Consider the following 26,612-nt stretch of genomic DNA (forward strand, 5'->3'; position numbering starts at 1 on the left):
TTGTGTAAGGCTACTCATTGGAACTAGTTAACTTAATATTGGTAGTGATCCTGATTGCATTAACCGGTTTTTTTGTGGCAACTGAATTTGCAATCGTGAAGATCAGAAGCACCAGGATTGACCAACTGGTGGCAGAAGGTCGGCGTGGTTCGCTCGCTGCAAAGGAAGTAACCACGCACCTCGATGAGTATTTGTCGGCATGCCAATTAGGTATCACGGTTACCTCAATGGGACTAGGCTGGTTAGGGGAGCCGACAGTCGAGAGGCTGCTTCATCCCTTATTTGTAAAGTGGGACTTGAATGACTCTATCTCCCATCTGTTGTCTTTCGGCATTGCCTTTGTCGCCATGACATACCTTCATGTTGTAGTGGGCGAGCTGGCGCCCAAAACGGTTGCCATTCAAAAAGCGGAGACCATTACCCTGCTTTTCGCCAGACCGATCATCTGGTTCTACAAATTGATGTATCCTTTCATCTGGTTGTTAAATGGATCTGCACGTGTACTGGTCGGCGTTTTCGGTATGAAACCGGCTTCTGAACACGAAATGGCCCACTCTGAGGAAGAGCTCCGGCTGCTGCTGTCAGAGAGCTATCAAAGTGGTGAAATTAATCAGAATGAATTGAAGTATGTGAACAATATTTTCGAATTTGACGAAAGAATCGCAAAAGAAATTATGGTTCCCCGTACAGAAATCGTCAGCTTGTCCATCCATGATTCTTTTGAGGAAATGGTTGAAACCATCAGGAAAGAGAACTACACCCGCTACCCCATCGTAAACGGGGATAAAGACGATATTCTCGGGATGATCAATATAAAAGAAATTTTGACGGCCAGGCTTGTGAACGAATCCTCTGATATGAGACTTGAGTCGTTCATCCATCCGGTCATCCGGGTCATTGAAACCATTGCAATCCGCGATTTGCTGGTAAAAATGCAAAAAGAGCGCATTCACATGGCGATCCTCTTGGATGAATACGGCGGCACATCCGGATTGGTTACTGTTGAAGACATTTTGGAAGAAATAGTCGGGGAAATCAGAGACGAATTCGACGCTGACGAGATACCCGATATCCGCAAACTGAAAGACAATCACTATATTTTAAGCGCGAAGCTTATCATCAGCGAAGTAAACGACCTGCTCGGCACCAACCTTTCAGACGATATCATCGATACACTCGGCGGTTGGTTCCTCTCCAAGCATTTCACTGCGAAGACCGGCGACAAGCTCGTGGAGGACGGCTATTGCTTCAAGGTAGTGGATATGTCTGGCCATACGCTGAAGTACATTGAAGTAACCAAAGCAGAGTCCTGACTTGCGATTCGCAACATTCGCACCATATCTTCCGTTACATGAAAAGGGTCAAGGGCTTGTGCAGACAGCCCTTGACCCTTTTTTCACTTAGAAACTTACATAACGCGCTTGAACATTTTCTCCAAATCATAACTGGAGAAATGAATGATGATCGGGCGGCCATGCGGACAGGTGAATGGACTGGAGCTTTCCCGAAGTTGGCTTAGCAGGCTTTCCATCTCCGCGTGTGTCAGGAAACGATTCGCTTTGATCGACGCTTTGCAGGACATGAGTATCGCTGCCTTCTCCCTCATCGAGCGAATATCAGCCTGTGCTGCCTCGCTGGCCTCCATGACAAATTGGATCAGCTCTTCGATTACCTCCAGCTCGCTTCCTTCCGGGAACCAGTGAGGATGTGCACGTACGATAAACGTCTTTGTGCCGAAGGACTCAATCTCAAGCCCAAAGGAGCGCAGCAGCGGGAGCCGTTTGTCCAGCTTCAACGCTTCCTGGGCAGTCAATTCAACCGTATGCGGAAACAGCAGCATCTGACTTGCGACACTTTCCTCCGCCAGCTTCTGCATGAAATGCTCATAGAAGATACGTTCCTGGGCAGCGTGCTGGTCAATCAAATACATGCCATTCTCATTCTGAGCCACAATGTACGTACCGTGCACTTGGCCGACGGGATACATTTGCGGCACTGTCTCCGTTTTCTCCGCAACAGCTACATCTTCCCCGTATGGATCCAAGCTGCTCTCCGCTCCACGTTCTTCGGGACCTTTTTCATATCCATCCCGGGGAAGATGAACTTCCAGGTCGGTCCTTTCAAAATCATCCCCACTTGCTGTGGTCGCCGTGGACACCCCCGGAGAAACGGCCGCTAGTGCTGTATTAGCAGCCATACCGCCGTTTTGCCACGCTGTGTATTCCTCTCTGCCCTCTTTTACAGCGTTGTGCTTCTGCTTTCCGGCATCAACAGCCTGCTCTGTATTTGAACGGGCCAAATCATGCGCCCGAACGAGGCTCACCGCTTCAGCGGCCGGCATCTCTTCGTTCGCTCCCTGTATTTCCGGATGGAAGCTGCCGGGACTGGAAAGCGGCTGCTGTATTTCTGCCTGAAATGGCTTTGTAGTGTCTGCATTCGATTGACCGGCAGGCTTTGACCACGTCAGATCAAACTGCGGCTGTACCACCTGCTCGATAACCCTTGCCTTGCGCTCTGCTGTCAACGGACGCACAATGTCCAGTCCCTGGCGCAGCGTAGACCTCACGCATTGCTCGATCGCCGTGCACAGCTCGTCTTCCTTGCTAAAACGAACCTCCAGCTTTGCTGGATGGACATTGACATCCAGCAAAGTCGGGTCCATTTCGATCTGGAGCGTGACGATCGGGTAGCGGCCGATCGGTAGCAATGTATGATAGCCGCGCATGATTGCGTTGTTCAACCCGAAATGGCGTACGTATCGACCATTTACAAGGGTAGACAGATACGACCGGTTTGCCCGGGTTACTTCCGTTTTGGAAATGAATCCGGTCCACCGAAAATCGAGCGTCTCTCCGCTGATCGGCAGCAGCAGCTTGGCTACCTGAACACCGTAAATGGCAGCCATTACGTGCAGCAGCTTGCCATCCCCGGATGTATGCAGCAAATTCTTTCCGTTATGAGTCAACGTAAATGCCACTGAAGGGTATGTCAGGGCTAAACGGTTGACGTAATCGGAAATATGGCCAATCTCCGTAGAAATCGATTTCATATACTTGAGGCGGGCTGGCGTGTTGTAAAACAAGTCGCGGACAACGATCTCGGTCCCTTTGACAGCTGCGATTTCGCTAATGCTTGCAATCGCTCCACCCTCCATCATCAACCGAGTCCCTACCTGCCCGCTCGATTGGGTGCTCGTCAGTTCCACCCGGGAAACCGCCGCGATACTGGGCAAGGCCTCTCCGCGAAAGCCAAGCGTCCGTATTCGGAACAAATCTCGGGGACTGCGTATTTTGCTCGTCGCATGGCGTTCAAAGGCGAGACGGCAATCCTCCCGATCCATGCCTTGACCGTTGTCGACTACACGGATCAGGGAAAGGCCGCCTTCTTCCACATGGATTTCCACTGTGCTTGCCCCTGCATCAACTGCATTTTCCACCAGTTCTTTCACAACGGAAGCGGGCCGTTCTACCACTTCGCCTGCGGCGATCATATTGGCCAGGTTGTCATCCAGCACATGTATGTTCCCCATCGGTTTCCTCCTCGAACTGGTTTACTTGCTTTTTTTCATTTGCTGTTTCCAATGGAAAAGCTTCAGCATGGCGTCCATCGGCGTCGTCTGATTGAGGTCCAGCTCGCGGAGCTCAGACAGCACCTGTTCCTCTTCTGGCGACAACAGGGATTTCGGTTCTTCGCGTACAGCAGCCACTGGAGCAGACCAGAGCGTTTCCAGGGACATTTGCACATCACCTGCCGTCGTGCCCGCCGACTCCAATCCCGCCAAAATTTCTCGTGCACGTTCAATGACCTGCTGGGGCATCTCGGCCAGCTCTGCGACGTGGATTCCGTAGCTTTTGTCTGCGCGGCCAGGCTCAATTTTGTGTAAAAAGAGCAGCTTTCCGGCCCGTTCTTCACATCTTGCGTTCACATTGACGACTCCGGTCAACGATTCCTCCAGACCTGTCAGCTCATGGTAATGGGTAGAGAACAACGTTTTGGCACCGATCTTTTGTCTGATGTATTCAATTACCGCCTGTGCCAGAGCCATTCCGTCATAGGTAGAGGTGCCTCGTCCAATCTCATCGAGCAGGATCAAGCTTTGGGCCGTTGCTTTTTGCAGAGCGTGCCTGGTTTCCAGCATTTCCACCATAAACGTGGAATGCCCGGAGGCCAGATCGTCGGCAGCGCCAATTCGCGTGAAAATCTGATCGACCAAAGACAACCGGGCTGCTTTTGCCGGCACGAAGCAGCCGATTTGCGCCATGACGACCAAGAGCGCAATTTGCCGCATGTACGTGCTTTTCCCGGCCATATTCGGACCGGTAATGAGGAGAATCTGCCGATCTGTCTGGTTCATATGAACGTCGTTGGCGACGTATTTTTCCCGTTCGAGGACGGCTTCTACCACAGGATGTCTGCCATCTGTAATGACACATTCACCCGTTGTGACCAGCTCCGGACGTACATACCCGCGTTCGTCGCTTACTGTAGCGAATGCCTGCAGCACGTCGATCGCTGCCACCCGCTCCGCAAGGCTCTGCAAGCGCGGGATATGAGCCGCTACCTCATTGCGAATCTGGACGAACAATTGATACTCCAGCTCGATCAGCTTTTCTTCCGCCTCCAGGATCAGCGCTTCCTTTTCCTTTAATTCGGGCGTGATGAAGCGTTCCGCATTCGCCAATGTTTGCTTTCGTTCATACCGGCCAGCTGGCACGTTAGCCAGATTCGCCCGTGAAACCTCGATGTAATAGCCAAAGACCTTGTTGTATCCCACTTTTAACGAGCGAATCCCGGTCGCTTCCCGCTCTGTCTGCTCCAGTTGGGCTATCCACGTCTTGCCCTCGCGACTCGCTGTATGAAGCTTGTCCAGATACTCATCATAACCGGTCCGGATCAAACCGCCTTCCCGTACCGAAATAGGCGGATCGTCTACGAGAGCAGCCTGCAAGTACGTGACGATGTCTGCGCACTCATCCATTCCCGCAGCCAATTCCTTCAAAACCGGTGCATCTGTCTCCAGCAGCAGCCGCTTCAACATCGGTATCGTTTCCAGCGAATGACGAAGCTGTACCAGATCGCGAGCGTTCGCATTGCCGTAAGATATCCTTCCTGCCAGACGCTCCAAATCGTACACTTGATCCAGACAGTTCCTCAAGTCTGAACGAAGCAGCATGTCCCCTTTCAAATACGAAACGGCATCCAGGCGGGCCTCAAGTTCACTTTTGTTTACCAGCGGACGTTCAATCCAGCGGCGAAGCAGCCTGCCTCCCATCGCTGTTTCGGTGCGATCCAGAAGCCAGAGCAGCGAGCCTTTCTTCGATTTGTCCCGTATCGTTTCGGTCAGCTCCAGATTTCTGCGGGAAAAGCCGTCCATCTGCAGGTACTGCTTGGCATCATAGCGCTTGATCAACAACATGTGTGACAGGCTTCGCTTTTGTGTGACGCCGATATAGTGAAGCAGGGTGTTGACTGCCTTGCGCATGGCGAGATCAAGCTCACGTGCGTCGTTGCCGTATTGGCGGTCGACGGCAAGCCCGTCCAGCTCAGTGTCCTCTATGTATGTGACAGGTACATCTGACTTGAGCTCTCCAGCCCACCCGGATAACACCAATTCCTTGGGGTGGTACTGCATCGCTTCATCCAGCGCTGCCTCTCGTCTGCCAATCAGCGAGGTTACGTACATCTCGCCGGTACTCATGTCACAAGCGGCGACACCCATGCTGCCCTCCGCTTGCGCAATCGCAACCATGTAATTGTTTTCCTTGTCGGAGAGCCATTTGCCCTCCATCATCGTCCCGGGAGTAATAACCCTCGTGACCTCCCGACGGACGACTCCTTTCGCTTCCTTTGGATCTTCTACTTGTTCACAGACGGCTACCTTGTAGCCTTTTTTCAGCAATTCGGCAATATAAGCATCAGCAGAGTGATGAGGAACGCCGCACATCGGGATTTTTTCTTCGCCGCCGCCCTCGCGCCCTGTCAAGGTAATTTCCAGCTCACGCGATGCCACGACTGCGTCTTCAAAAAACAGTTCATAAAAATCGCCCAAGCGAAAAAATAAGAAAGTATCCGGATAGTCACGCTTGATCGCCAGATACTGCTGAATCATCGGTGTATATTGTGCCATTGTAACCTATCTCCTAGCTTCATTCTCGTTCGTCCATTATAACACGGGGAAAGCCGTATGTTGAACCTTTCCCCGTGCATGGCTGCAAGAGATCGCGCTCATCCTGGCGATTATGCTTTGCCGACGTAATGGCACCATACCTTCCTCAGATCGCTGTTTGCCGGCCAAGTATGACCTGCCAGCAAAAAAGAAAAGTAATCGTCCAGACAGCTCCGCGAACGCTCGTATCCAGGCAGCGCAGATATCTCCTTCCAAATGCTGTTTACGTAAGGGACCAATTGTTCCTTTTCCCCCTTGTAATAGGCACGGATCAAGGCAGGGGCGATACAGCCTCGTGATAATATATCCGCCGAAGACGCAACCAGTCGCGCCAGATGAAGAACGCCTCTCGCCACGACGGGATGCACGAGCCAACTGGGCAAGGTGCGATACTCGAAGCCTTTTACGATTCCGTATTCCTTTTCGCGAACATCACCGAGAAATCCATAGCGTGGACGCCGTTTTTGACAGCCTTCATCTTCGATCAGGACAAGCGGAAGCGCGAGGTATGCATCCAGGCGGCGCAGCAGGGAAAAATGGGGTCTGATCCCGCTGAAGTGTATATGGCCGCCTGTCGGGTAGCCGTCGAATGGCATCCCCCCGCTGATCCATTCCACTTCCTTGTCGACGATTTTCTTGGCTGCAGCTCCGAGCGCTTTGACAATGCGCGAGAACAACGCGTCCGGCTCTGCCGAGGGCGCGGGGCGGAGCTCGACCAGCGGATGCTGATGCAGTGCAAGGTCTTCGCGATAACGGGTTGAGTCGCACCCTACTACACCACTGATCCCCATGAAATCAGAGGCAAGCGCCATTTTTCCGTCGGGATGACGAAGCGCAAACTCCGGATCGGCCCCAAGCTGGATTTGAGGACTTTCCCAGCTACCCTGTTCCTTCAACCACCACGCTTCAGCCTCGGCGAGAAATCCCGGCTTATGCTCCGCGTCCCATTCGGCGGAGATACTGCGTACTTTCACACGAAATGGAGAGGCCGCCTGCAGGATGATCTGACCTAGGTGCAAACCGACCGCATACAAGCTGCGGATCGCGAGGCGGATAACCGCCCTTGCCTCATAATCGTCGACAGCCGGATCTATTCGCTGGAAATCGCTATGAGCGATGGAGTACTTGGTCCACTGCTGCTGCACATAGGATTTTTCGACCATCAGCACGTGATTTTCAAAAAGATGAACGCGGTAGATTCTGGTTCCGGGTTCAGGGGCCGCTTTCGTCGTCACCGGTATGCCGCTGGTTCGCAGCAAATAAAGAATTCGATCCGGTTTTTGCATAAATTTGATTGTACTCTCTTCATTTCCGGGCAAGGCTGTCTGGCATCCAGGATCTCCCCATCGAGCTGGAGAGCAATCCACTTCACTTTTTGCAAACAAGGGCCTCACCTCCACTCTGATGTGATAGCCTATGTCGCAATCCGGCAAAAAGTGAAGCCGCCGCGCTCTGCTTTTGCAGACGGGCTTCATTTGGCAAAAAGAAAAAGAGGAGACAGTTTCTCTCCTCTTAATCCAATTCGTCCAGCAGGGTGGCCGAATCAAAGTCATCAAACTCGTCGCTGTTGTCTTCGTAATCACCAATCAAATGGTAATCCTTGTCGTCGCAGCTATGGCAAACGACTACGCATACCTTGGTTTCCCCGATTATTTCGACGGCATATTCACTTTCGACTCTTACAGTGACGGTGCCACCGCCGCTCAGTTCGGCTTTGACGCACTTCGGCTGTTCAACGGCGCGGGCCAGGATTTCCAGGTCTCCGCGGCTGTTTCTGTCGAAGAACGTAAGCGGAACGAGTACGGAGAAATTGACTGTCTCCCGCTTTACTTCGGTTTGCGTGTTATCTGCAAACGAGTACCAAAGGTTGACGTCATACGTACCAGATACCTCAACCGCGTCCCCTACCTTCTCTGCCTGGAAGTTCGTGTTTATCACCCAGCATCCGAGGATCGTCGAAGGAGTATGCGACGGTATGATGGTGTGGGTCGTTTGTGTGAATTTATGACCTTTACCGCAGACGGCTTTTGCGATGAGTTCCCGGCACTGCAGGTCTTTGTCTGTACCCGACATTTCGTTACCTCCTCCATACAACGTTTCTGTACATTTGTATGCAGGGCATCCGACTAGGGTGCAAACACCTACTGCCATTTTGGCAGAGCTTGTCGCCGGTTCATCCTCCCGTATCTTTCCGTTGCCGGAGTATCAGGAGCAGCAGCCGCCTTTATGCTTTTTCTCTGGTCCGCCGCCAGTCTCGCCTGTCAACGGGTTCCCGCCGGTATCCAGTACGATGCGCTCTGAAACGGTGTTGGTGATAACCGTGGTGACCATTTGCAGAAGATCGTTTACATCGACTTGCGATTGCTTAAATTCCGTAACAATCGGAATGCTGTCCAGCTCATCGTGAAGCTGATTGTATTCTGCTTCCACTTTGCTGACCAGCTCCGGCTTGTTCATCGATTCAAACATGACCATCTGTTTTTGTTTCTTCTTTAAATCGTCGATCAAATCTTGCACGCGCTCATTGTGCTTGATCTGCAGTTCTGCCCGCTTGTAAAAATCTACTTCTTTGGTCTGTGCAATCATAGCTGCCAGCTCTCTTGCTTTATCCAAAATCTCTTTTTGCGTGTACAGGCCTGTTTGTTCCATCATTCATTACACCTCGATTTTTGTCACGATTTCGCCGTGCAAGGTCCATGTTTTTACGTCATTGATCTTTACATGCGTGTATTGTCCGATCAGCGATTTATCACCCGCAAAGTGAACCAGCTTGTTTGTCCGGGTACGCCCAGCGAGCACGTTCGGGTTGTTTTTCGATTCGCCTTCAACCAATACCTCGACGACTTGATCCTGCAATGGTTTATTTTTTTCCAAACTGATTTTTGCCATCAGCTCATTCAAGCGATACAGCCGCTCTTTTTTCACTTCCATGGGAACATTGTCTTCCATGACAGCTGCAGGGGTACCTTCGCGCGGCGAATACACAAATGTATACCCGGAGTCGTAGCCTACCTCTTCAACAAGCGAAAGCGTCTCTTCAAACTGCTCGTCGGTCTCTCCCGGGAATCCGACGATAATATCGGTTGTCAGCACTACATCCGGAATCACCGCTTTAATTTTACGCACCAGCTCCAGATAGTGTTCGCGCGTATATTTGCGGGCCATCCGTTTGAGTACCTCAGTCGAACCGGATTGGACAGGCAGGTGAATGTGTTCAACGAGATTGCCCCGTTTACCCAGCACCTCGATCAGATGATCGTCAAAATCACGCGGATGGCTCGTCGTAAAGCGGATACGCGGAATGTCGATCTTGCGGATTTCGTCAAGCAGGTCGCCAAATCCGTATTCGATATCCTCAAAATCTTTTCCGTAGGCGTTGACGTTCTGGCCGAGCAGAGTGATTTCTTTAAAGCCTTGGCGGGCCAGTTCGCGCACCTCTGCGATCACGTCCTCGGGACGGCGGCTGCGTTCTTTGCCGCGCGTGTACGGAACGATACAGTACGTACAGAACTTGTCACAACCGTACATAATATTGACCCAGGCCTTGATATTGCCTACGCGGTTCTTCGGCATGTTCTCGATAATGTCGCCCTCTTTAGACCACACTTCGACGACCATTTCCTTGCTGAATATGGCATCCCGAAGCAGGAAAGGAAGCCGGTGAATATTGTGCGTCCCAAAGATCAGGTCTACCTGCTGGTAGCTCTTCAGGATCTTGTTGACAACCTTCTCTTCCTGGGACATGCAACCGCAGACACCGAGTATCAAGTTGGGATTGTTGTTTTTCAGACGCTTCATATGTCCCAGCTCGCCAAAAACCTTATCCTCGGCATTTTCGCGAATCGCACAGGTATTGAAGAGAACTACATCAGCCTCTTCGAAATCCTCTGCAAACGTATACCCCATCTGTTCGAGAATACCTGCAATGGTTTCTGAATCATGCTCGTTCATCTGACAGCCATATGTCCGTACATGATAGCGCTTGCCCTTCCCGATCTCTCTCATCTCTTCCGGGATATCAAAGTTGTAGTGTACCTGAATTTCTTCTTTGCCCCGTTTTTTTGCTTCCTTTAAAGAGGGCGGTTGAAAATATTTGGCGAAATCCTCTACCGTTTTGGATGACTTCCCGGATTTTAAGTCCGGAGTCGCTTCCTTGTTTACTGACATCAGTCTATCACCTCATCTGCAAGATGTGTTTGTAGGTAGTTACAACTCATGATTATAGCACATCAATGCCTTTTTCCTGAAATGAAATACGAATATCCTATGAAGATTCCAGAGAGCTTTATCCGCTCCTTCGCTCATCCAACCGAACGGTATGGCATGTCCGCGAAAAGCGGATTCATGAATGAGGAAACGGTCCCATATAATTTCCCAAGAGCACATCTGCTGTGGTCCGTGCCTCCCCTGTTTCCTTGTACTTGTCTCATACATACCGGCTCCCCTTTCAGAGCCCCTGCGTCATAGCCTTTTCCTGCTTTCTTCATAGAACAGCGTTTCTGCGTGAGACTAATTACACAATTTTGCCAAACGGGCTTGGTTTTCTGCAACTTATCCTTGTCCCCTGGCGTCATAGAAGCAGGCCGAACGAAATCAAAAGAGATCAGGAGGTTTCTATGAAAAGAGTTCTTACGTTTTTAATGGCGGTGATGCTCTTTGTCACTGTCGTGCCGTTCGTCAGCGCGTCGACGACCTTCTCCGATGTCCCTCGGAGTCACTGGGCGTACAAAGAAATCCAGGCAATGGCGTCCAAAGGGATTATCAAAGGCTACGAGGATGGAAAATTCCGTCCCAACAACAAGGTAACCCGTGCCGAATTTGCCAAAATCATGATTGCAGCAGCTGGCGTCGATATTCACAAGCAAAAGGTGAGCCAGACCTTCCAGGACGTTCCGCGCAATCACTGGGCGTTCTACTATGTAGAATACGCCAAGCCGTACCTGACCGGGTATAAATCCGGGAACAAATACACCTACAAGCCTGATCAGTATGCTGTACGGGAAGATATTGCCGTCGCGCTCGTCCGCCTGTTGGGCTACGATCGCACACACAAAGCCGACCTTAGCGTACTGAAGCGCTTCAACGATGACGACCGCATTTCGGCTGCGCTTCGCCCTTACGTTGCGATCTCGATCCAGACCGACCTGATGAAAGGAAGCAACAACTACTTCCGTCCGCAAGATGCGATTACTCGTGCGGAAGCGGCTTCTCTCCTGTATCGGGCTCTGTTGGATCGCGAAGATGATGAAACAAAAGTGGTCTTCCCATCCCCTGACAAGCCAACTCCGGAGCTTCCGACCAGCGTCAGCGACAATTTCTCTTCGGAGGAATTGAAAAACTGGGATACAGACAATGCAGTAGGCACATGGGGTGTCATTAACAAGCAAGCAACGGCCACGACTACTGACCGCAAGCTGGAGCATTTCTTCCTGCCTTTGATCTGGAACGAAAAGGCCAATACGGATCACTTTGAAATGTCTGTGGATGTCAATGCGAACGGGACAAACGGTTTGGGCGGCCTTTACTTTAACGCAAAGGACGGCAAAGCGCATGTCGTTTTCCTGAACAAAGATCGTGTGACCCTTGCGACCGTGGATGACGTCAATGACGACGATTTCGATACCATTGCATCCGGTTCTTACAAGCTGAAAGGGACGAACAAATTGAAAATCGTGGTAAAAGACGATGCCGTTTCGATTTACATGAACAACCAGTACTTGTTTGGCCAGGAAAAATTGAAGCTTTCCAATACTCAGCTTGGCCTTTATTTGCAAAAAGATGCGACAAAGGATGCTCCGCGCAAGCTGACCTCTCTTGATAACTTCACGTTTAAAGTGCTTGACTGAGTTTCGATATCACCGTTTCCGTCGGTTGTGCGGTCCGCTTGTGGCCGCCAGCCGGAAACGGTTTTTTTATTCGCGGCAAAAATTGCGTGTAGAAGATCACTAGAAATGAATGGCGTTCAGAGTTATAATGGTAGCGATTCTTGACCGGGAAGGGGTTTCCTATGTCATTTCTTGTAAACCAGCCGTTTTTGTGGATGGATTCGGGCATCTACCGGGAAAGCCCGCTTGAGCCTCTCTCCCGTGACGAAGCGTTGGCGGCTCAGATGAAGAGAGATGGAGCAGCCCCCATTTTACATTTGTGGGTGTATGACAAAGCCCTGTACCTGGGGCGGCGCGATGCCAAGCTCCCCCGGTTGGAGGACGCTTTACGCCATTTTGGACAGCAAGGCTTTGGCTGTGTGCTGCGGTCTTCCGGCGGCGCCTGTGTCCCGCTCGATGCTGGTGTGCTAAACTTGGCCTGTTTGCTGCCCGATACCACCATCTCTATCGATGCATTTTTCCGCTTCGTTACCGGCTTGCTCGCAGTCGGACTGCGTGACTACGGTGTCATCGAGTTCGGGGAGGTGACAGGCTCTTACTGTGCCGGAGAGTATGATTTTTCGATTCACGGAAAAAAAATCGGCGGCATGGCTCAGCGCCGCACTCGTTTTGGTTCCATCCTGCAGTTGTGCATCAATGTGGAAGACCAGCCCCGCGGAGAGTGGATGGAACATTTTTACGATTTGGCCGGCCTGGCTGAAATGGAGAAAAACAAGCCGATCCCCTTTATTGACGGAAAAACAGTAGGCAGTATCGATGCCCTCACCGGCAAAAGCGTCTCTGTAGCCGACGTCAAAGAACGGCTGCTTGCTGCCATTCAATCAGAATGGCCCGTACAGCCTGCAGCGTTTGCCGTTGATGCGCAAACACTTTCCGAGTCTCGTGTCCATTTGGCAGAAAGGCTTGACTTATTTGCATTTACTGCGGAAGAGTTGCGTAAACCAGACTGGAAATTAACAGCCGAACCGTAAAAACGTATTTCCTGGCAACCAGAAAAAAGCACGTGGATAAAACGTGCTGTTAAAAGCTTTAGGAGGAGATATGAATAGCAATCGAAAGGGGACTTTTCAGGATCTGAATGCCCTTTTTGTTTTTGGGGCTGCTACCGTATTGGTCATTCATATTCTGGGTTTCTTTATTCAGACACAGAGCGAGTATCCCTGGAATATGGACATCGAGGCTGTCTTGCTCATATTGCTGCGGTTTGGACGCTCGCTGTTTATCTTTGCAACGGGGATGCTGCTTTTTTACTGGTATCAGAAACGCCAGGTCGACTGGGGGGCATTCTGGCGAAAGCGCTGGAGAGTCATCGTTCTTCCCTATATCATTTGGACGGCGATTTATACAGTTTTCAAGCTGCAAACCGTTAACGTGGCCCAATTGGCTCCACAATTTTTTCACAGCCTGCTAACCGGCAGTTCTTTTTATCATTTATATTATATTCCGTTATATCTGCAGCTGAATTTGCTCTTTTTTGTTTGCAAGGAGTGGTTTGAGCGGTATTTGCGCTTTTGGATGGTCGCTCTGCTGTTTTTCTTGCAAAATGCGCTGTACGTCGCATTCCACTATTTATTTGCCGATCCTCAGTGGGCAATCGATTGGTCTGCGGGCCCGCTGCTCTCTCTGATCGAGCACGGATACGTAAGCGGTCAAAATTACGTCTATATGTACTTCTTTACTTTCGCACTGGGGGCATATGCCGGACTTCATGTGGATAAATGGCGGCTCTGGACAGATCGCATCAAGCTGCCAGCATGGATCTTGACAATCAGTCTGGGCGTTTGGATCGCGTACCGCTATTTGAACAACCACATCAGTTATGAACAGAGCCTGAATATTTTTGATCCGATTTACTTGATCTATACGACGAGCTTCCTGGTCAGTTTTTATCCGCTCTCCCGGTATCTTGGCAAACTACCGGCGCTCAGCGAATGGCTGTCCAAATGGGCGAGGTATAATATGGCCATCTACCTTGTGCATCCGCTGATCCTATTCCTGCTGGAGAGCTACGTCATCTTCCGGCTGAATTGGTCAACTCCGGTCTTAATGGCGGCAATGTTTGTAATTACCCCGCCATTGTGTATTTTCCTGTATGAGCACACCCTGATTTCCTTCTGGAACCAAAGGCCAAAACGCAAGAGCCGTAGACGGGTACAAATAAACACACATGGCGCCTAAACAACTTAGGCGCCTTTCACTTTTCAAAGCGATGGGTCCGTTCATTGTAACGCAGAAGCTGGTAGGAGCTCTTCTCCATCAAAGCGACTCCCGTCTGGTCCAAAGTGCGTTCCAAACTGAAATAAACCATGGTTTTTCCCTCTGGGTCCAGCTTTACGGTGGCATCGAGCACATCCATCGTCTCTTGTTGATTGCGGCGGTGGGCGATACCGCTCCAGGCCTCATGATAACCTTCGGGCGTCTTATGAATCACGTATAAGGCACGCTCATCTCCTTGCACAGCGGAGATATCTGTCGTCAGAACCAAGTAATCCTCCCCGACAACCTGATAGCTGTATACGCTCTCCTGCTTGCTGAATACAGCTTCATAGTCACCATTTCGGCGTTCGTACAGGATTGTCGCCCCTAGTCCCTCTGGCAGTTTTACAGCCGCGAGCAGATCAGGAGCATCCGGCGTATCCTCAGTCGCCGAAGAGGGCTTTATAGATGCGTCTATTTTTCTTATCCCTATAGGGACAACTGTAATTTGGGCAGGAACAACCAGATTGCGCACGCTTTCATCCAGCTCTTTGCGCAAATCCTCCACGAGCCAGTCGGGGACTTCAGACATTTGGGCGCGATCAAATCCTGAGCCGTGCAAAGATAACTGTCTGCCCACAAAAAAACCGGCTCCTGCAGATAAGATCATGAACAGGGCAACAGCCCCCCAAATTGTTTTTCGCATGGCAACACAGCTCCTAGCAAAAGGGGATCCATCAGTAAGACGATTGAACCGGTAAAAAAGTTACGCCTGTTTTCCTACAAAATCCTAGTGTAAATAGCCCTGCGATCCTGCATACTACAGGGTAAGGGACGTTTGTTCCACACCTCGATATTTGCCCGGCTGTTTTGCCGGGCATCTTTGTTTTGTTTGCACGCAGCCCTACCCTTCCCTCTCTCCATACGGTATCATAGAGGTGAACCACATAAGGCGAATCAGGTTCGCCAATGTAGAGAAAGGTGGTGGACGTTGTTTGAATCCGGACTGGCAACTGCTCCATACAAAAATAAAAGATCTCGTAATTGCGTCGACAAAAGTAGCTCACGTACAACTGGGGAATTCTTTGGAACATGCCCTGCTCGTACTCATCAAGTCTGGCTATTCGGCAATTCCCGTATTGGATCACTCCTATCGCCTGCACGGTCAGGTCAGCACAACGAATATTTTAAACAAAATCTTGGGCTTGGAACGATTTGAATATGAAAAAATGGATGATTATACAGTCGATGAGGTGATGACGACCAAAATTGCCCGGATGAAGAATTCGGAGGAGTTTTTGAAAGCGTTGGAAATGTCGATCAACCATCCATTTATATGTATTGAGGACGAAGAAGGGGTTTTCCAGGGCATCCTGACGCGAAAATCCATCCTGGCAGTGGCATATCGCCATTTCCGCCAACTTCCTTACCCGGCGGCAGAAAATCAGGCCACTCCATCTGATGCTACATAGTGTCCCTCATTTTTGCTAAAAGAAAAAAGCAGGCCTGGCCTTTCGGCAAACAGGTCTGCTTTTTTTACTGGCTGCTTTTTCTGATAGACGGAACCATCCCTCTCATCAGGGAGCTGGCGTATTCAAGGGGATGGCGATAGGTCTGCTTAAACATTGCCATTTCCCCCGCGCTATAAAAGGAGTAGCGCTGATCTCGAATATTGATCTCGATGAGATAGGGGTTCCCTTTCCCATCAATCCCCATGTCCATTCCCAAATCGGCAAGCGAAGGGTAGTAGCTTTCATACTGCCTGGCCAACTGTATCGCTGCAAGCCCGATCCTTTCGATGATTTCCTTCTGCTGCTCAGGAGAAAAACTCTCTCTCAAAACGGTCTCCAGAGGGAAAGCTCGACCTCCGCGGGCCAAATTGCTCAGCTTGTTCTTTTGATTGGCCACTTTCGCAACCATTCCGCTTACAGACCACTTCTGCTCCCGGTTTTTTTGCACGGAGACCCGTATGTCAAATGTTTTGCCTTCATACCGGGCCAGAGGGATACCTTGCTGGATCAAGTACCGTTTGTTTCCGATCCACCTGGCAAGCTCCACAATCAGACCTTGCCGAGATAATACTTTTCGATACTGTGAAGAGATGAAATGGTAATGGTCCCCCTCTCGCTCGATGCGAACCACACCGATTCCTACCGAACCAATCGATGGTTTCACGTAGACGATTCGATAGCGGTCGAGGAAATGACGCAGGTTGTCTCTTGAATAAGGGACCGTATGGGGCAAATAGCTACGCACTTGCGGGTTTTTCCAAAGCATCTGATGGACTTTCCGCTTGTCTCTGACGACCAAACCGTTAAAAACGAGCTGTGTCTTGCTCAGGCTTCTGATTACTTGACGGGCTTTCAGGTCTCCTGTCAACACGCGGTTATGGATAACCCGCGGCACAGGAACCACTCTCGGAACCAAGCGGCTCCCATTCCAAAAATAGCCTTTCACCTTTCCGTTCGACAAGACATGGCGAGGATGAAAAAAGACTGGCTCAAGACCTAATTCTCTCCCGATTTCCACATAATAAGGCAGTCGTTCATACGATTTTTTGCCGTTGATGCCGTGTTGGATGATGTTCCAATCCAGCATGATTCCGACTTTATTCACGGAGTTTTGCCCCCTTGATGCATTCCTCATCATAGGGTATGTATATGACCCGGGAAGGGCGTGCCTATTTTCCCGAACATGTTTGTTTGCTCCTTCGACACCCTTTTGCATTCTTTTTTAAGGTTGTCGGAACATGCGCTTGCCCGGGAAAGAAAAAATCTCTGCCGCCAGTCCAAAGCTGCGAAATACAAAAATCAGGCCTCCGTAAATGGCAAAACGCTCCTCACATTTCTCTTCGTTCTATCGCCAGCAAAAAAGGGGCCTGGTTCTGCTGATTGAGATACTGGTATTGGAGCACCAAAAATTCCAATTGGCTGAGTTGCGAGCAATATAACTGCACCGCTTCCTTTTCAGCGGAGCCAGCCGGATGCCCCCAATAAACCATGACGGTCATAATTCCGCCGGGCTTCAAAAGGGACAGACCCGCTTCGATCGCCCGGATCGTAGTCGCTGCCTGGGTCGTGATCTCTTTGTTTCCCCCTGGCAAATACCCCAGGTTGAACATAATCGCCCCGACCGGCCCCGTCAGCTGCGTCATCTCCTCGTGGCTCGCCAATTTCATCTCGACCCGTTCGAGGACTCCCTCTCGCTCGAGGCGTTCTTTTGTTTTCTCCATGGCTTGGGGTTGGATATCATAAGCGATTACCTTGCCGGTTTCACCCACATGACGAGCAAGGAACAGGGTGTCGTTCCCGTTTCCCATCGTTGCGTCGATCACCGTTTCCCCGGCAACAACTCTCTCCCGTATTAATGTTCGTGCTACTTCCAAGACATTGGGAAACATCTTGCTTCTCTCCTCTCTTTCTATAGCGATAGATCTATCTGCAAACCGATTTTTGCTACATAACAAGTGCCGCTCTGGTACGCTTTCGCTTCTTGCCGCACTTCCTCTTCTGTGTACTCGTGAAACAGATGAGTGATGAGAAGGGAGCCGCAGCGCAGTCGCTCCGCCCATTCCGCCGCCTGCCCAACGCTCAGATGTCCATTTGGGCGTGCAGGCTTGTTTCGCTCCAGATAAGTACCCTCGCAAATAAACAAATCGGCCTGGCTAGCGAACGGTGTCCAATCCGTTCCCGGACCGCTGTCTGCTCCATATACAATCGTTTTTCCCGACGATTCCAATCGGATTGCATGGCAAGGGTCGCCATCTCCATGATCGGTGCGGAGGAATGAGACGCGGATATCCCCGATCGTCAAAGTTGTCGTTTCATCTACCGGGTAAAAACGAGTCGCATCGCGGTACACCAGTTCCGCCGTTTTTTCAGCAGGTTTGCCCGGAGCGTAAATCGGCAGCGGAGACTCTTGGTCCCGCTGGCCAAATAATTGATGGACCATGAGGCCGTACTGCAATACGCCGACATCGGCTACGTGATCATGGTGATAATGGGAAAGGATGAGCGCATCCAGATCGTAAACCGGCAGATGACGGGTAAGCTGAGCTAATACACCACTCCCGCAATCGAGCAGAAGGTTGGTATATGCGGTCTGAATCAGGTAGCCGGGAGTCGCTCCGGCAGGGCCCGGATAAGGGGACTGAAACCCCAGGACAGTAAGGAGCATATTCATCGCTTCCTCTCTCATAGGATGAAGTAAGTGGGACAGGAGGTTTGTCATGCAGCGTTCTTGGAAGGCCGCACTGCAAATTGCCTTTACGTATATCGGTACGGTGGTGGGAGCAGGCTTTGCTTCCGGCAAAGAAATTGTTGAGTTTTTTGTTCAGTATGGCTCCCAGGGGCTGGTAGGCATTCTGCTTGCCACCGGCTTGTTTATCTGGGGCGGAATCCGGGTCATGGTGCTATCCTATCGGATTCAGGCCGATTCTTACCAGGACCTGAGTACCTATTTGTTTGGACGACCCGTCGGTACTATCTTCAACATGCTGCTCTTGACTGTGTTGTTTGGAACAACCTCAGTGATGCTGGCTGCAACTGGAGCTGTCTTCCTGGAGTCTTTCCAATTATCTCCGCAGCTCGGGATTTGGGTAAGCATGATCCTGATTTTTTTGGTGGCACGAAAAGGCTTGTTTGCCATTCATTCCGTCAACAGCTTGTTCGTCCCCCTTTTGATCGGCTTTACCCTGCTCGTATTTCTATATTCCCGGCCTTGGCTGGATGACGAGCCCCTGATCGAAGCCGTCAAGCCTTGGGCCTGGCTGAGCTCCCCTCTCTACTATGTTGCCTTAAATATCTCGCTGACACAAGCTGTGCTCGTTCCAATCGGTCGTCACAGCTTTAGCGAGAGGCCACTGATATGGGGAGGCATACTGGGCGGTTTGGGCATTGGCATTCTTTTGCTGTTGGCCTATGCTTCGATGTCCGTTCGCATGCCGGCGATCGGCCACGCAGAGATGCCCATGATCGCTCTGCTGCAGGGCCTCGGCAAAGGGATTCCGTTTTTCTTCTCGATTTTGGTCTACACGGAAATATTCTCAACGCTCGTCGCGAATGTTTTCGGCCTCTCCGAACAGATCAAGAAGGCAACAGGCCTACGCCGCTATACGATTGTAGCAGGCATCCTGCTGGTCGGATACGCCATCAGCTTCATCGGTTTTGGTCCCTTGCTTCGTCTTCTTTATCCCATGTTTGGACAACTCGTAATCTTGTTCCTCCTGATGCTGTTTATCCAGCAAATCCGCGGGAAACCGACATCGTGACGCATTCTGGAAGAGCACTCCGCAGCCATCAAAAAAACCTCTCCATCACCCGGAGAGGTTTTTCTCATGCTTTTCATCAAAAGGTGCGAATATGCATGCTTACGAGAATTCAGCTACCAGTTTCGCAAAGTCTTCTTCGCTCATGCGAATATCTTGACCAGCCAAGGATTCTTCTTTAAATCCGGTTACCAGCTGCTCGTAAGCTTTTTGTTCTGTGTTTTGGTAGATCAGACCGGTCAACAGGCCTTTGTACTGCATGGAAGTAGCCATCGCTTTGATGCGGTCATGCGGATCATAGCCTTCGATGGTGTCTACCGGCACAATGTTTTCTTTGAACCAGTCATAGGTGTTTACCTTGTTGTAGGTTACACAAGGACTGAATACGTTGATCAGAGAGAAGCCCTCATGCTTGATACCCATTTCGATCAGTTCAGTCAACCCTTTCAGGTCGCTGGAGAAGGATTGGGCTACAAAGGTAGCGCCGACAGACAGAGCCAATTCAACTGGAGAAATGGCAGATTCAATCGAACCAGCCGGAGTCGACTTGGTTACGAAACCGGTCGCGGAACGTGGAGACGTTTGACCTTTTGTCAAACCGTAGATTTGGTTGTCCATTACGATATAGGTGATGTTCATATTGCGGCGGATCGCATGAACAGTGTGGCCCATACCGATCGCGAAACCGTCACCGTCACCGCCGGCAGCGATAACAGTCAGCTCGCGGTTCGCCATTTTCAGACCTTGCGCGATTGGAAGTGCACGACCGTGCACGCCGTGGAAGCCGTAGCAATTGATGTAACCGGAAATACGTCCGGAGCACCCGATACCGGATACGACTGCCAATTGTTCAGGTTCGAGACCTACGTTAGCAGCAGCGCGTTGAATCGATGCCTGTACGGAGAAGTCTCCACAGCCCGGGCACCAGTTTGGCTTTACGTTATTGCGAAACTCTTTCAAAGTCGCCATGTTTAATCAGCCCCTTAACTTCGCTATAGATTTCCTTCGGCAAGAACGGGTTTCCGTCGTATTTCAGCACGGATTGGATCTTTTCAGCGTGTCCGACGTGCTGTTTGAGCAGATTGGTTACTTGCGCTTGTGCGTTATGTTCAACTACGATCACTTGTTTTGCTTTTTCAACATGCGCTTTCAGTTGTTCAGCCGGGAATGGATGAATCAAACGGATTTGTGCATGGTTTACTTTTACGCCTTCGTTTTCCAGACGAGCTTTTGCTTCCTGGATCGTACCGATCGTGGAGTTGATTCCTACGATCAATACATCAGCCTCTTCGTGCTTCGCATCGAATACGACTGGGTTTTTGAAGGTTTTCAGCACGCCTTCCAGTTTGCGCATGCGCTTATCCATTTGAGCGACACGGTTAGCTGCGTTCTCAGATGGACGACCCGTCTGGTCATGCTCAACGCCTGTAACGTGGTGCAAGCCGTATTTTTGTCCCGGAATAACACGCGGGGAAACGCCGTCTTCCGTTACTTCATAACGCTTGAACAGGTCGTTCTGCTCTTTTTCAGGCAGTTCTTGTCCAGCCAGCAGTTTTCCGCGGCGGATCTCAACCTTGCTATAGTCAAATGGGTCAACGGTTTGTTTACCCAAAGAGAGTGTCAGGTCGGTCATGAGAATGACTGGGAGCTGATATTCTTCCGCGATGTTAAACGCTTCCACAGTGTCATAGAAGCACTCTTCAACCGTGCTCGGTGCGATAACGACTTTCGGAATATCGCCGTGAGTACCGTAGATCATTGCGTTTACATCGGATTGTTCTTGCTTGGTAGGCATACCTGTAGATGGGCCGCCGCGTTGTGTATCCACGATCACAACCGGCGTCTCTGTAATACCTGCCAGACCGATTGCTTCCATCATCAGGGACAGACCAGGACCTGCAGAAGCAGTCATCGCGCGAACGCCACCGAAGTTAGCGCCGATAGCCATTGTAATGGCAGCGATTTCGTCCTCAGTCTGAATAACAGTACCGCCAAACTTCGGCAGCTTTTTGATCAGATATTCCATAATTTCGGAAGCCGGAGTAATCGGGTATGCAGGCATGAAACGGCAGCCTGCGGCTACTGCACCGAGGGCAATCGCGTCGTTTCCGATCAAGAACAATTGTTTTTGACCTTCAGCCTTCTCCAGTTGGAATTCAGGGAGTTGTCCACCCGTCAATTCGTTGACAAAGTCAAATCCGCGGCGAATAGCCTCCATGTTCTTTTCGACTACTTTTTCGCCTTTGCGGAGGAACATATCTTCAACAATGTTACGGTAGCTTTCCGCCGGAATGCCGAGGATCGCGCTGGAAGCACCAATGGACACCATGTTTTTCATCAGGGACGTACCCAGTTCGTCTGCAATCTCGGACAAAGGAACGGTAAAGAAGCGAACTTCTTTCAGACCTTCCGGCAGCTTCGGGTTAAATTTCGCGTCCGCAATGATGATACCGCCTTCGCGCAGCTCGTGAGCGTTAAAATCAATGGTCTCCTGGTCGAAAGCAACGAGGATGTCCAGATCGTCGGAGATTGCGCGCATAGGCTTGGTGCTCACACGAATTTTGTTGTTGGTGTGTCCACCCTTAATACGGGAAGAGAAGTGGCGATAGCTGTACAGATGGTAGCCCATCCGATTCATGGCCATCGAGAAGATTTCACCAGTACTCTCGATACCCTCCCCTTGCTGTCCTCCAACTTTCCAGGAAAGTTGACTAATCATTCAGATTCCACCCTTTCAGTGACTGTGAGAAAAAGCTGCCCCACCTTACACGACAGGTTCCGATAAGATGTGACAAAATTGTGCATAGACTGTACCAATTGTAGTCCGAGCCATGCAAAAAAGCAAGTGCTTTTACTCAACTTAACTTTGACCTGAATAAAACGTTGAACTTGGTACATTAATGTTCTCAATGACTATTGTAGCACGTTTCGGAAAACACGCAACCAGTTTTCACGCATAAATTTCTGTACTTCCGCCTCTTTATAACGCTTCTGGAGCGCATTCACCAGATTGTGGTAATCGCCCGCTCTGGCAAGGTCTCCAAAGGTTGTCGTGATGCCGTCAAAATCGGAGCCGAAAGCAACATGGTCGACTCCTCCCAAAGCGCAAACATGATCCAAGTGACGAAGCAGGTCGTCGATCCAGACCGTTCTCTTTTCCGAGGTGACAAAGAAGTCTACAAAGGTCAGGCCCATCACGCCTTTATTGGCAATGAGCGCTTTGATCTGCTCATCGGTCAGGTTGCGCGGATGATCACATATGCTGCGGGTATTGGAATGGGAAGCGATGACCGGATCTTTCGACAGCTCCAGTGTATCCCAGAAACCGGGCTCGGCCACATGTGAGAGATCGATCACCATCCCCAGGCGATTCATTTCCGCAATCACCTTTCTGCCGAACATTGTCAAGCCTCCCGGATTCGGTTCCTGGCAGCCTGACGCCACGGCATTTCCGTGATTCCAGGTCAAGGTCATGCCTCGCAAACCCAGACGGTGCCAAGTTCTCAGTTGAACCAGGCTTTCTTCCAGTGCATGCGCCCCTTCTACAAACAGAATAGCCCCTTTGGTTCCCTTTAATACACATTCCTCCAAATCAGCGTTGCTTAGAATTGGACGGAACTGTTCACTCGCCACGCGCTCATGAAACAGGTCAAGCATCTCCAGCACGGCCTGAAAGCGCCTTCCGAACGGAACATGCTGCGGCACGTAGCAAGCGAGCACTTGTATATCCACATTCCCTTTTTGGAGGTCAGGGAAACCTGCCTGCAGCTCCTCATGCCCCTGGTAAAAATCAAGCTCCGGTCTCTCCCACAGCTTGGACAACACGTCGCAATGGGCATCAAAAATCCCCACAGCCACCCCTCCATATCTATAGAAGCTCTCTGACATGCATCACTCTCAAATCAAACCGTACCATACCTGCCCTGCTTTCGTATACATGAAAAAAACCTGTTCATTCTACGAACAAACAGGCAGTCCAAAGCATGTTCAGTTAGGAATTATCTGGGTTCTACGATCAGCTTGATTGCTGTGCGCTCTTCTCCATCAATCACGATGTCGGTAAAGGCTGGAATGCAAATGAGGTCAACACCACTCGGCGCTACGAACCCTCGTGCGATTGCTACTGCTTTTACAGCTTGATTAAGTGCCCCGGCGCCAATGGCTTGAATCTCAGCCGCCCCGCGTTCGCGAAGCACACCTGCTAGGGCACCAGCAACGGAGTTGGGGTTAGACTTTGCTGAAACTTTTAATACTTCCATCCTTTTGAACCTCCCGTCTGATAGGAATCCTCTCATCATTAGAATGATATTCGCATAACCCCTAAAAATTCCTGCAACTGCACATGAAAGATTCAAAAAATTCAAATCTTATTCTTATTATTCCATAAATGGATGGTCGGCGTCAATTCGGATTCTCTCTAGTTTCTTCGCATTCCCTGTTGCTTTGTCGATGGTTATGAGCACAGCGTTCAGTTGGGCCGGTTCCCCGGCTACCTCGAATCTCGCAGGAAGCTGGGTCATGAACTTTCTGATGACGGCCTCGCGATCCATACCCAAAATACCGTTCATCGGACCGCACATCCCGACGTCACACAAAAAGCCTGTACCCTGCGGGAGAACCCGCTCGTCCGCTGTCTGCACATGGGTATGCGTGCCGACTACCGCGGTAACCCGGCCGTCCAGATACCAAGCTAGCGCTTGTTTCTCTGAGGTTGCCTCCGCATGAAAATCGACAAAGATGTATTTGGTACGCTTTCGCGCCTGCTCTACAAGCTGATCCGCCGTTTGAAACGGACAGTCCAGCGGCGGCAGAAAAGTCCGGCCCTGCAGATTGATGACCGCCAGCTCTCCTTCTGATTGCTTGATATACGTAATCCCGTTGCCCGGAGCTCCCTGCGGGAAATTGGCGGGACGGATCAGGCGAGGCTCACCGTCGATGTAGTCGAATATTTCTTTGTTATCCCAAGTGTGGTTTCCCATTGTAATGGCATGGACGCCTAAGCCAAACAGCTCCTTGGCAATTTTCTCTGTTATCCCTCTTCCGTGAGCAGAGTTCTCTCCGTTTACAACCACAAAAGCGGGTTGGTACTTTCTTTTCAATAATGGAAGATACGTTTTGACGATGTCTCGTCCAGGAGATCCCATGATGTCTCCAATAAACAGCAGTTTCATTTCGCCTTCACCTCAAGTACTAGTATAGCATTTCTTGCTCGCAGAAAAAAAAGCGGCCCTTCTCTTGGCGCCGGCACTTCCGCAACGGCTTTGCACGGTCGTAAACATTTCGGCCATCGAAGCTTTTGACGCGCCGCTGCTGGCTCTTTTGTGATGAAGAAGCATTTTATTCGCTCGAAAAAGGGCAGCAACTATGACTCCGCTCATTCCCCACAGCGACGATAAAAAAAAGTAAAGTGGCATCTGCCACTTTACTTTGCATACTCGACTGCCCTGGTCTCACGAATAACGGTAACCTTGATGTGACCTGGATAGTCAAGTTCATTTTCAATTCGCTTCGTAATCTCACGTGCCAGACGAGTTGCTTCGGCATCGTCGATTTTCTCAGGCTGCACCATGACGCGAATCTCGCGTCCAGCCTGAATGGCGTAAGATTTTTCCACGCCATCGAACGACTCGGAGATCTCCTCCAGCTTTTCCAGACGCTTGATATAGGTTTCCAGCGTTTCGCGGCGCGCACCTGGTCGTGCGGCCGACAGAGCATCCGCGGCTCCAACCAGCATGGCGATAACAGAAGTTGGTTCCGTGTCTCCGTGGTGAGATGCAATACTGTTGATAACCACAGGATGTTCGTTGTACTTCTTGGCCAGCTCGACGCCAATTTCCACGTGGGAACCTTCCACTTCGTGGTCGATTGCTTTTCCGATATCGTGCAAAAGGCCTGCCCGTTTTGCAAGCTTCACGTCCTCTTTCAATTCCGCTGCCATCAAACCGGCGAGATGAGCAACTTCCATCGAGTGCTTCAACACGTTTTGACCATAGCTGGTCCGGTAACGCAGGCGTCCCAAGATCTTGATCAGATCTGGATGGAGGCCGTGAACACCTGTTTCAAAAGTAGCCTGTTCTCCGTACTCACGAATTCTCTCATCCACTTCCCGACGAGCCTTTTCAACCATTTCCTCGATACGAGCCGGATGGATACGTCCGTCAGCAACAAGCTTGTCCAGAGCGGTTTTCGCAATCTCCCGGCGAATCGGGTCAAACCCTGACAAAATAACGGCTTCTGGAGTATCGTCGATGATAAGATCAATCCCGGTAAGTGTCTCCAACGCGCGAATGTTTCGTCCTTCTCGACCGATAATTCGCCCTTTCATTTCATCGTTCGGCAACGTGACGACCGAAACGGTTGTTTCCGCCACATGATCTGCAGCACAACGTTGAATCGACGTTGTGATGATTTCGCGAGCGCGTTTGTCGGCTTCCTCTTTGGCTTGGGTCTCGATCTCTTTGATCATGACGGCCATCTCGTGGCGAACCGTGTGCTCTACCTCAGTCAGAATGATGGTTTTCGCTTCTTCTTGCGTCAAACCGGAGATGCGCTCCAGCTCTGAAACCTGCTCTTTATATAAGTGCTCCACCTTGCTTTGCATGTCCGCAATGGTTCTGTCGCGTTCGGCCAATTCTTCTTCCTTGCGCTCCAGCTGTTCCATTTTGCGATCCAACGCCTCTTCCTTTTGCAGAATGCGGCGTTCCTGGCGCTGGATCTCGTTGCGCCGCTCGCGCAGTTCCGTCTCTGCTTCGGAACGAAGTTTGAATACTTCATCCTTCGCTTCCAGCACCTTTTCCTTCTTGACGGCTTCCGCGTCCCGTTTGGCTTCTTCCACGATCTGTCGTGCCGCTTCCTCAGCGCTGGAGATTTTTGCCTCCGCGATGGATTTGCGTACGAAGTAGCCAATGGCAAGTCCGACAAGCAGCACGGCAACAAGCACAATCATCATAACTATGGAGTTTTCAAAAATGGCACTCATAGGCTTTCTTGTTTCACCTCCTTGTGGTAAGACATCTCCCCGCTTTCCAAGCATTCGTTATTCACGGCGTACTGCTGTTCTATCGCTCTTACGAAAGGCTAAAAAACAGGACCGATTTTA

The 26,612-nt window shown here is 50.6% G+C and carries 22 protein-coding genes; 6 read left to right on the forward strand and 16 right to left on the reverse strand.

Annotation, left to right across the window (positions count from 1 at the left end; genetic code table 11):
* Positions 1-17: 17 nt before the first annotated feature.
* The gene (locus NSQ24_RS15240) at positions 18-1,313 is read left to right on the forward strand and encodes a hemolysin family protein (protein WP_339166153.1); all 1,296 of its coding nucleotides are present in this window, start codon (positions 18-20) and stop codon (positions 1,311-1,313) included.
* 95 nt (positions 1,314-1,408) lie between these two features.
* Here NSQ24_RS15240 and mutL read toward each other — a convergent pair whose 3' ends face one another.
* From mutL to miaB, 6 genes are all read right to left on the reverse strand, one after another.
* A complete protein-coding gene (gene mutL / locus NSQ24_RS15245) occupies positions 1,409-3,529 on the reverse strand; it encodes a DNA mismatch repair endonuclease MutL (RefSeq protein ID WP_339166155.1) in 2,121 nt (706 codons plus the stop codon).
* Positions 3,530-3,550: 21 nt separating this feature from the next.
* Positions 3,551-6,127 carry a DNA mismatch repair protein MutS gene (mutS, locus tag NSQ24_RS15250; protein ID WP_003385753.1) on the reverse strand — a complete coding sequence of 859 codons (2,577 nt, stop codon included), beginning with the start codon at positions 6,125-6,127 and terminating at the stop codon, positions 3,551-3,553.
* 110 nt (positions 6,128-6,237) lie between these two features.
* A complete protein-coding gene (locus NSQ24_RS15255) occupies positions 6,238-7,551 on the reverse strand; it encodes a hypothetical protein (RefSeq protein ID WP_031932885.1) in 1,314 nt (437 codons plus the stop codon).
* Positions 7,552-7,678: 127 nt separating this feature from the next.
* Positions 7,679-8,239, reverse strand: a complete 561-nt coding sequence (gene cotE, locus NSQ24_RS15260; protein ID WP_003385755.1) for an outer spore coat protein CotE — start codon at positions 8,237-8,239, stop codon at positions 7,679-7,681.
* A 132-nt stretch (positions 8,240-8,371) separates the two neighbouring features.
* Positions 8,372-8,815, reverse strand: coding sequence for a YlbF family regulator (locus NSQ24_RS15265; RefSeq protein WP_003385756.1), 444 nt, complete (start codon positions 8,813-8,815; stop codon positions 8,372-8,374).
* A 6-nt stretch (positions 8,816-8,821) separates the two neighbouring features.
* On the reverse strand, positions 8,822-10,333 hold the full coding sequence (gene miaB, locus NSQ24_RS15270) for a tRNA (N6-isopentenyl adenosine(37)-C2)-methylthiotransferase MiaB (protein WP_024983809.1): 1,512 nt from the start codon (positions 10,331-10,333) through the stop codon (positions 8,822-8,824).
* A 449-nt stretch (positions 10,334-10,782) separates the two neighbouring features.
* Here miaB and NSQ24_RS15275 point away from each other — a divergent pair, with 449 nt between their 5' ends.
* The 3 genes from NSQ24_RS15275 to NSQ24_RS15285 all read left to right on the forward strand — a co-directional run bounded on the left by NSQ24_RS15275 (position 10,783) and on the right by NSQ24_RS15285 (position 14,229).
* A complete protein-coding gene (locus tag NSQ24_RS15275) occupies positions 10,783-12,012 on the forward strand; it encodes an S-layer homology domain-containing protein (RefSeq protein WP_003385760.1) in 1,230 nt (409 codons plus the stop codon).
* Positions 12,013-12,173: 161 nt separating this feature from the next.
* A complete protein-coding gene (locus NSQ24_RS15280; RefSeq protein WP_003385762.1) occupies positions 12,174-13,022 on the forward strand; it encodes a lipoate--protein ligase family protein in 849 nt (282 codons plus the stop codon).
* A 70-nt stretch (positions 13,023-13,092) separates the two neighbouring features.
* On the forward strand, positions 13,093-14,229 hold the full coding sequence (locus NSQ24_RS15285; RefSeq protein WP_243014297.1) for an acyltransferase: 1,137 nt from the start codon (positions 13,093-13,095) through the stop codon (positions 14,227-14,229).
* 16 nt (positions 14,230-14,245) lie between these two features.
* On the opposite strand, the gene NSQ24_RS15290 is transcribed toward NSQ24_RS15285, so the two are convergent.
* Complete coding sequence (locus NSQ24_RS15290; RefSeq protein WP_243014298.1) at positions 14,246-14,953, reverse strand: hypothetical protein; 708 nt, start codon at positions 14,951-14,953, stop codon at positions 14,246-14,248.
* 289 nt (positions 14,954-15,242) lie between these two features.
* Here NSQ24_RS15290 and cbpB point away from each other — a divergent pair, with 289 nt between their 5' ends.
* Positions 15,243-15,719, forward strand: a complete 477-nt coding sequence (gene cbpB, locus NSQ24_RS15295) for a cyclic-di-AMP-binding protein CbpB (protein ID WP_003385765.1) — start codon at positions 15,243-15,245, stop codon at positions 15,717-15,719.
* 64 nt (positions 15,720-15,783) lie between these two features.
* Here the strand turns inward: cbpB and NSQ24_RS15300 are convergent, their stop codons facing one another.
* The 3 genes from NSQ24_RS15300 to NSQ24_RS15310 all read right to left on the reverse strand — a co-directional run bounded on the left by NSQ24_RS15300 (position 15,784) and on the right by NSQ24_RS15310 (position 18,423).
* Positions 15,784-16,863 carry a YheC/YheD family protein gene (locus NSQ24_RS15300; RefSeq protein WP_003385766.1) on the reverse strand — a complete coding sequence of 360 codons (1,080 nt, stop codon included), beginning with the start codon at positions 16,861-16,863 and terminating at the stop codon, positions 15,784-15,786.
* 223 nt (positions 16,864-17,086) lie between these two features.
* Entirely contained in the window at positions 17,087-17,647 is a 561-nt protein-coding gene (locus tag NSQ24_RS15305; RefSeq protein WP_024983812.1) for a class I SAM-dependent methyltransferase, read from the reverse strand.
* A gap of 20 nt (positions 17,648-17,667) precedes the next feature.
* Positions 17,668-18,423, reverse strand: a complete 756-nt coding sequence (locus NSQ24_RS15310; RefSeq protein WP_031932889.1) for an MBL fold metallo-hydrolase — start codon at positions 18,421-18,423, stop codon at positions 17,668-17,670.
* A 52-nt stretch (positions 18,424-18,475) separates the two neighbouring features.
* Between NSQ24_RS15310 and NSQ24_RS15315 the strand changes: the two genes are divergently transcribed.
* The gene (locus NSQ24_RS15315; RefSeq protein ID WP_003385769.1) at positions 18,476-19,516 is read left to right on the forward strand and encodes a hypothetical protein; all 1,041 of its coding nucleotides are present in this window, start codon (positions 18,476-18,478) and stop codon (positions 19,514-19,516) included.
* Between the two features lie 99 nt (positions 19,517-19,615).
* Here the strand turns inward: NSQ24_RS15315 and NSQ24_RS15320 are convergent, their stop codons facing one another.
* From NSQ24_RS15320 to rny, 6 genes are all read right to left on the reverse strand, one after another.
* A complete protein-coding gene (locus NSQ24_RS15320; protein WP_339166159.1) occupies positions 19,616-20,482 on the reverse strand; it encodes a 2-oxoacid:ferredoxin oxidoreductase subunit beta in 867 nt (288 codons plus the stop codon).
* A complete protein-coding gene (locus tag NSQ24_RS15325) occupies positions 20,454-22,232 on the reverse strand; it encodes a 2-oxoacid:acceptor oxidoreductase subunit alpha (RefSeq protein ID WP_003385773.1) in 1,779 nt (592 codons plus the stop codon). The genes NSQ24_RS15320 and NSQ24_RS15325 overlap by 29 nt, the downstream gene beginning before the upstream one ends.
* Before the next feature lie 194 nt (positions 22,233-22,426).
* On the reverse strand, positions 22,427-23,365 hold the full coding sequence (locus NSQ24_RS15330) for a dipeptidase (protein ID WP_003385774.1): 939 nt from the start codon (positions 23,363-23,365) through the stop codon (positions 22,427-22,429).
* A 146-nt stretch (positions 23,366-23,511) separates the two neighbouring features.
* The gene (gene spoVS / locus NSQ24_RS15335) at positions 23,512-23,772 is read right to left on the reverse strand and encodes a stage V sporulation protein SpoVS (RefSeq protein ID WP_003385776.1); all 261 of its coding nucleotides are present in this window, start codon (positions 23,770-23,772) and stop codon (positions 23,512-23,514) included.
* Positions 23,773-23,889: 117 nt separating this feature from the next.
* Positions 23,890-24,684, reverse strand: coding sequence for a TIGR00282 family metallophosphoesterase (locus tag NSQ24_RS15340; RefSeq protein ID WP_024983816.1), 795 nt, complete (start codon positions 24,682-24,684; stop codon positions 23,890-23,892).
* A 251-nt stretch (positions 24,685-24,935) separates the two neighbouring features.
* Entirely contained in the window at positions 24,936-26,492 is a 1,557-nt protein-coding gene (gene rny / locus NSQ24_RS15345; RefSeq protein WP_031932891.1) for a ribonuclease Y, read from the reverse strand.
* Positions 26,493-26,612: the final 120 nt, after the last annotated feature.

It is taken from the genome of Brevibacillus sp. FSL L8-0520 (assembly GCF_037963895.1).
In the GTDB taxonomy this organism is placed as follows: Bacteria; Bacillota; Bacilli; order Brevibacillales; family Brevibacillaceae; genus Brevibacillus; species Brevibacillus borstelensis.

What these genes read in the sequence shown, in the direction of transcription:
- mutL (WP_339166155.1), bottom strand. Translation starts at nt 3,529, where the DNA reads ATGGGGAACATACATGTGCTGGATGACAACCTGGCCAATATGATCGCC.
- mutS (WP_003385753.1), bottom strand. Translation starts at nt 6,127, where the DNA reads ATGGCACAATATACACCGATGATTCAGCAGTATCTGGCGATCAAGCGT.
- cotE (WP_003385755.1), bottom strand. Translation starts at nt 8,239, where the DNA reads ATGTCGGGTACAGACAAAGACCTGCAGTGCCGGGAACTCATCGCAAAA.
- NSQ24_RS15265 (WP_003385756.1), bottom strand. Translation starts at nt 8,815, where the DNA reads ATGGAACAAACAGGCCTGTACACGCAAAAAGAGATTTTGGATAAAGCA.
- miaB (WP_024983809.1), bottom strand. Translation starts at nt 10,333, where the DNA reads ATGTCAGTAAACAAGGAAGCGACTCCGGACTTAAAATCCGGGAAGTCA.
- NSQ24_RS15275 (WP_003385760.1), top strand. Translation starts at nt 10,783, where the DNA reads ATGAAAAGAGTTCTTACGTTTTTAATGGCGGTGATGCTCTTTGTCACT.
- NSQ24_RS15280 (WP_003385762.1), top strand. Translation starts at nt 12,174, where the DNA reads ATGTCATTTCTTGTAAACCAGCCGTTTTTGTGGATGGATTCGGGCATC.
- NSQ24_RS15285 (WP_243014297.1), top strand. Translation starts at nt 13,093, where the DNA reads ATGAATAGCAATCGAAAGGGGACTTTTCAGGATCTGAATGCCCTTTTT.
- NSQ24_RS15290 (WP_243014298.1), bottom strand. Translation starts at nt 14,953, where the DNA reads ATGCGAAAAACAATTTGGGGGGCTGTTGCCCTGTTCATGATCTTATCT.
- NSQ24_RS15305 (WP_024983812.1), bottom strand. Translation starts at nt 17,647, where the DNA reads ATGTTTCCCAATGTCTTGGAAGTAGCACGAACATTAATACGGGAGAGA.
- NSQ24_RS15310 (WP_031932889.1), bottom strand. Translation starts at nt 18,423, where the DNA reads ATGCTCCTTACTGTCCTGGGGTTTCAGTCCCCTTATCCGGGCCCTGCC.
- NSQ24_RS15315 (WP_003385769.1), top strand. Translation starts at nt 18,476, where the DNA reads ATGCAGCGTTCTTGGAAGGCCGCACTGCAAATTGCCTTTACGTATATC.
- NSQ24_RS15320 (WP_339166159.1), bottom strand. Translation starts at nt 20,482, where the DNA reads ATGGCGACTTTGAAAGAGTTTCGCAATAACGTAAAGCCAAACTGGTGC.
- NSQ24_RS15325 (WP_003385773.1), bottom strand. Translation starts at nt 22,232, where the DNA reads ATGATTAGTCAACTTTCCTGGAAAGTTGGAGGACAGCAAGGGGAGGGT.
- spoVS (WP_003385776.1), bottom strand. Translation starts at nt 23,772, where the DNA reads ATGGAAGTATTAAAAGTTTCAGCAAAGTCTAACCCCAACTCCGTTGCT.
- NSQ24_RS15340 (WP_024983816.1), bottom strand. Translation starts at nt 24,684, where the DNA reads ATGAAACTGCTGTTTATTGGAGACATCATGGGATCTCCTGGACGAGAC.
- rny (WP_031932891.1), bottom strand. Translation starts at nt 26,492, where the DNA reads ATGAGTGCCATTTTTGAAAACTCCATAGTTATGATGATTGTGCTTGTT.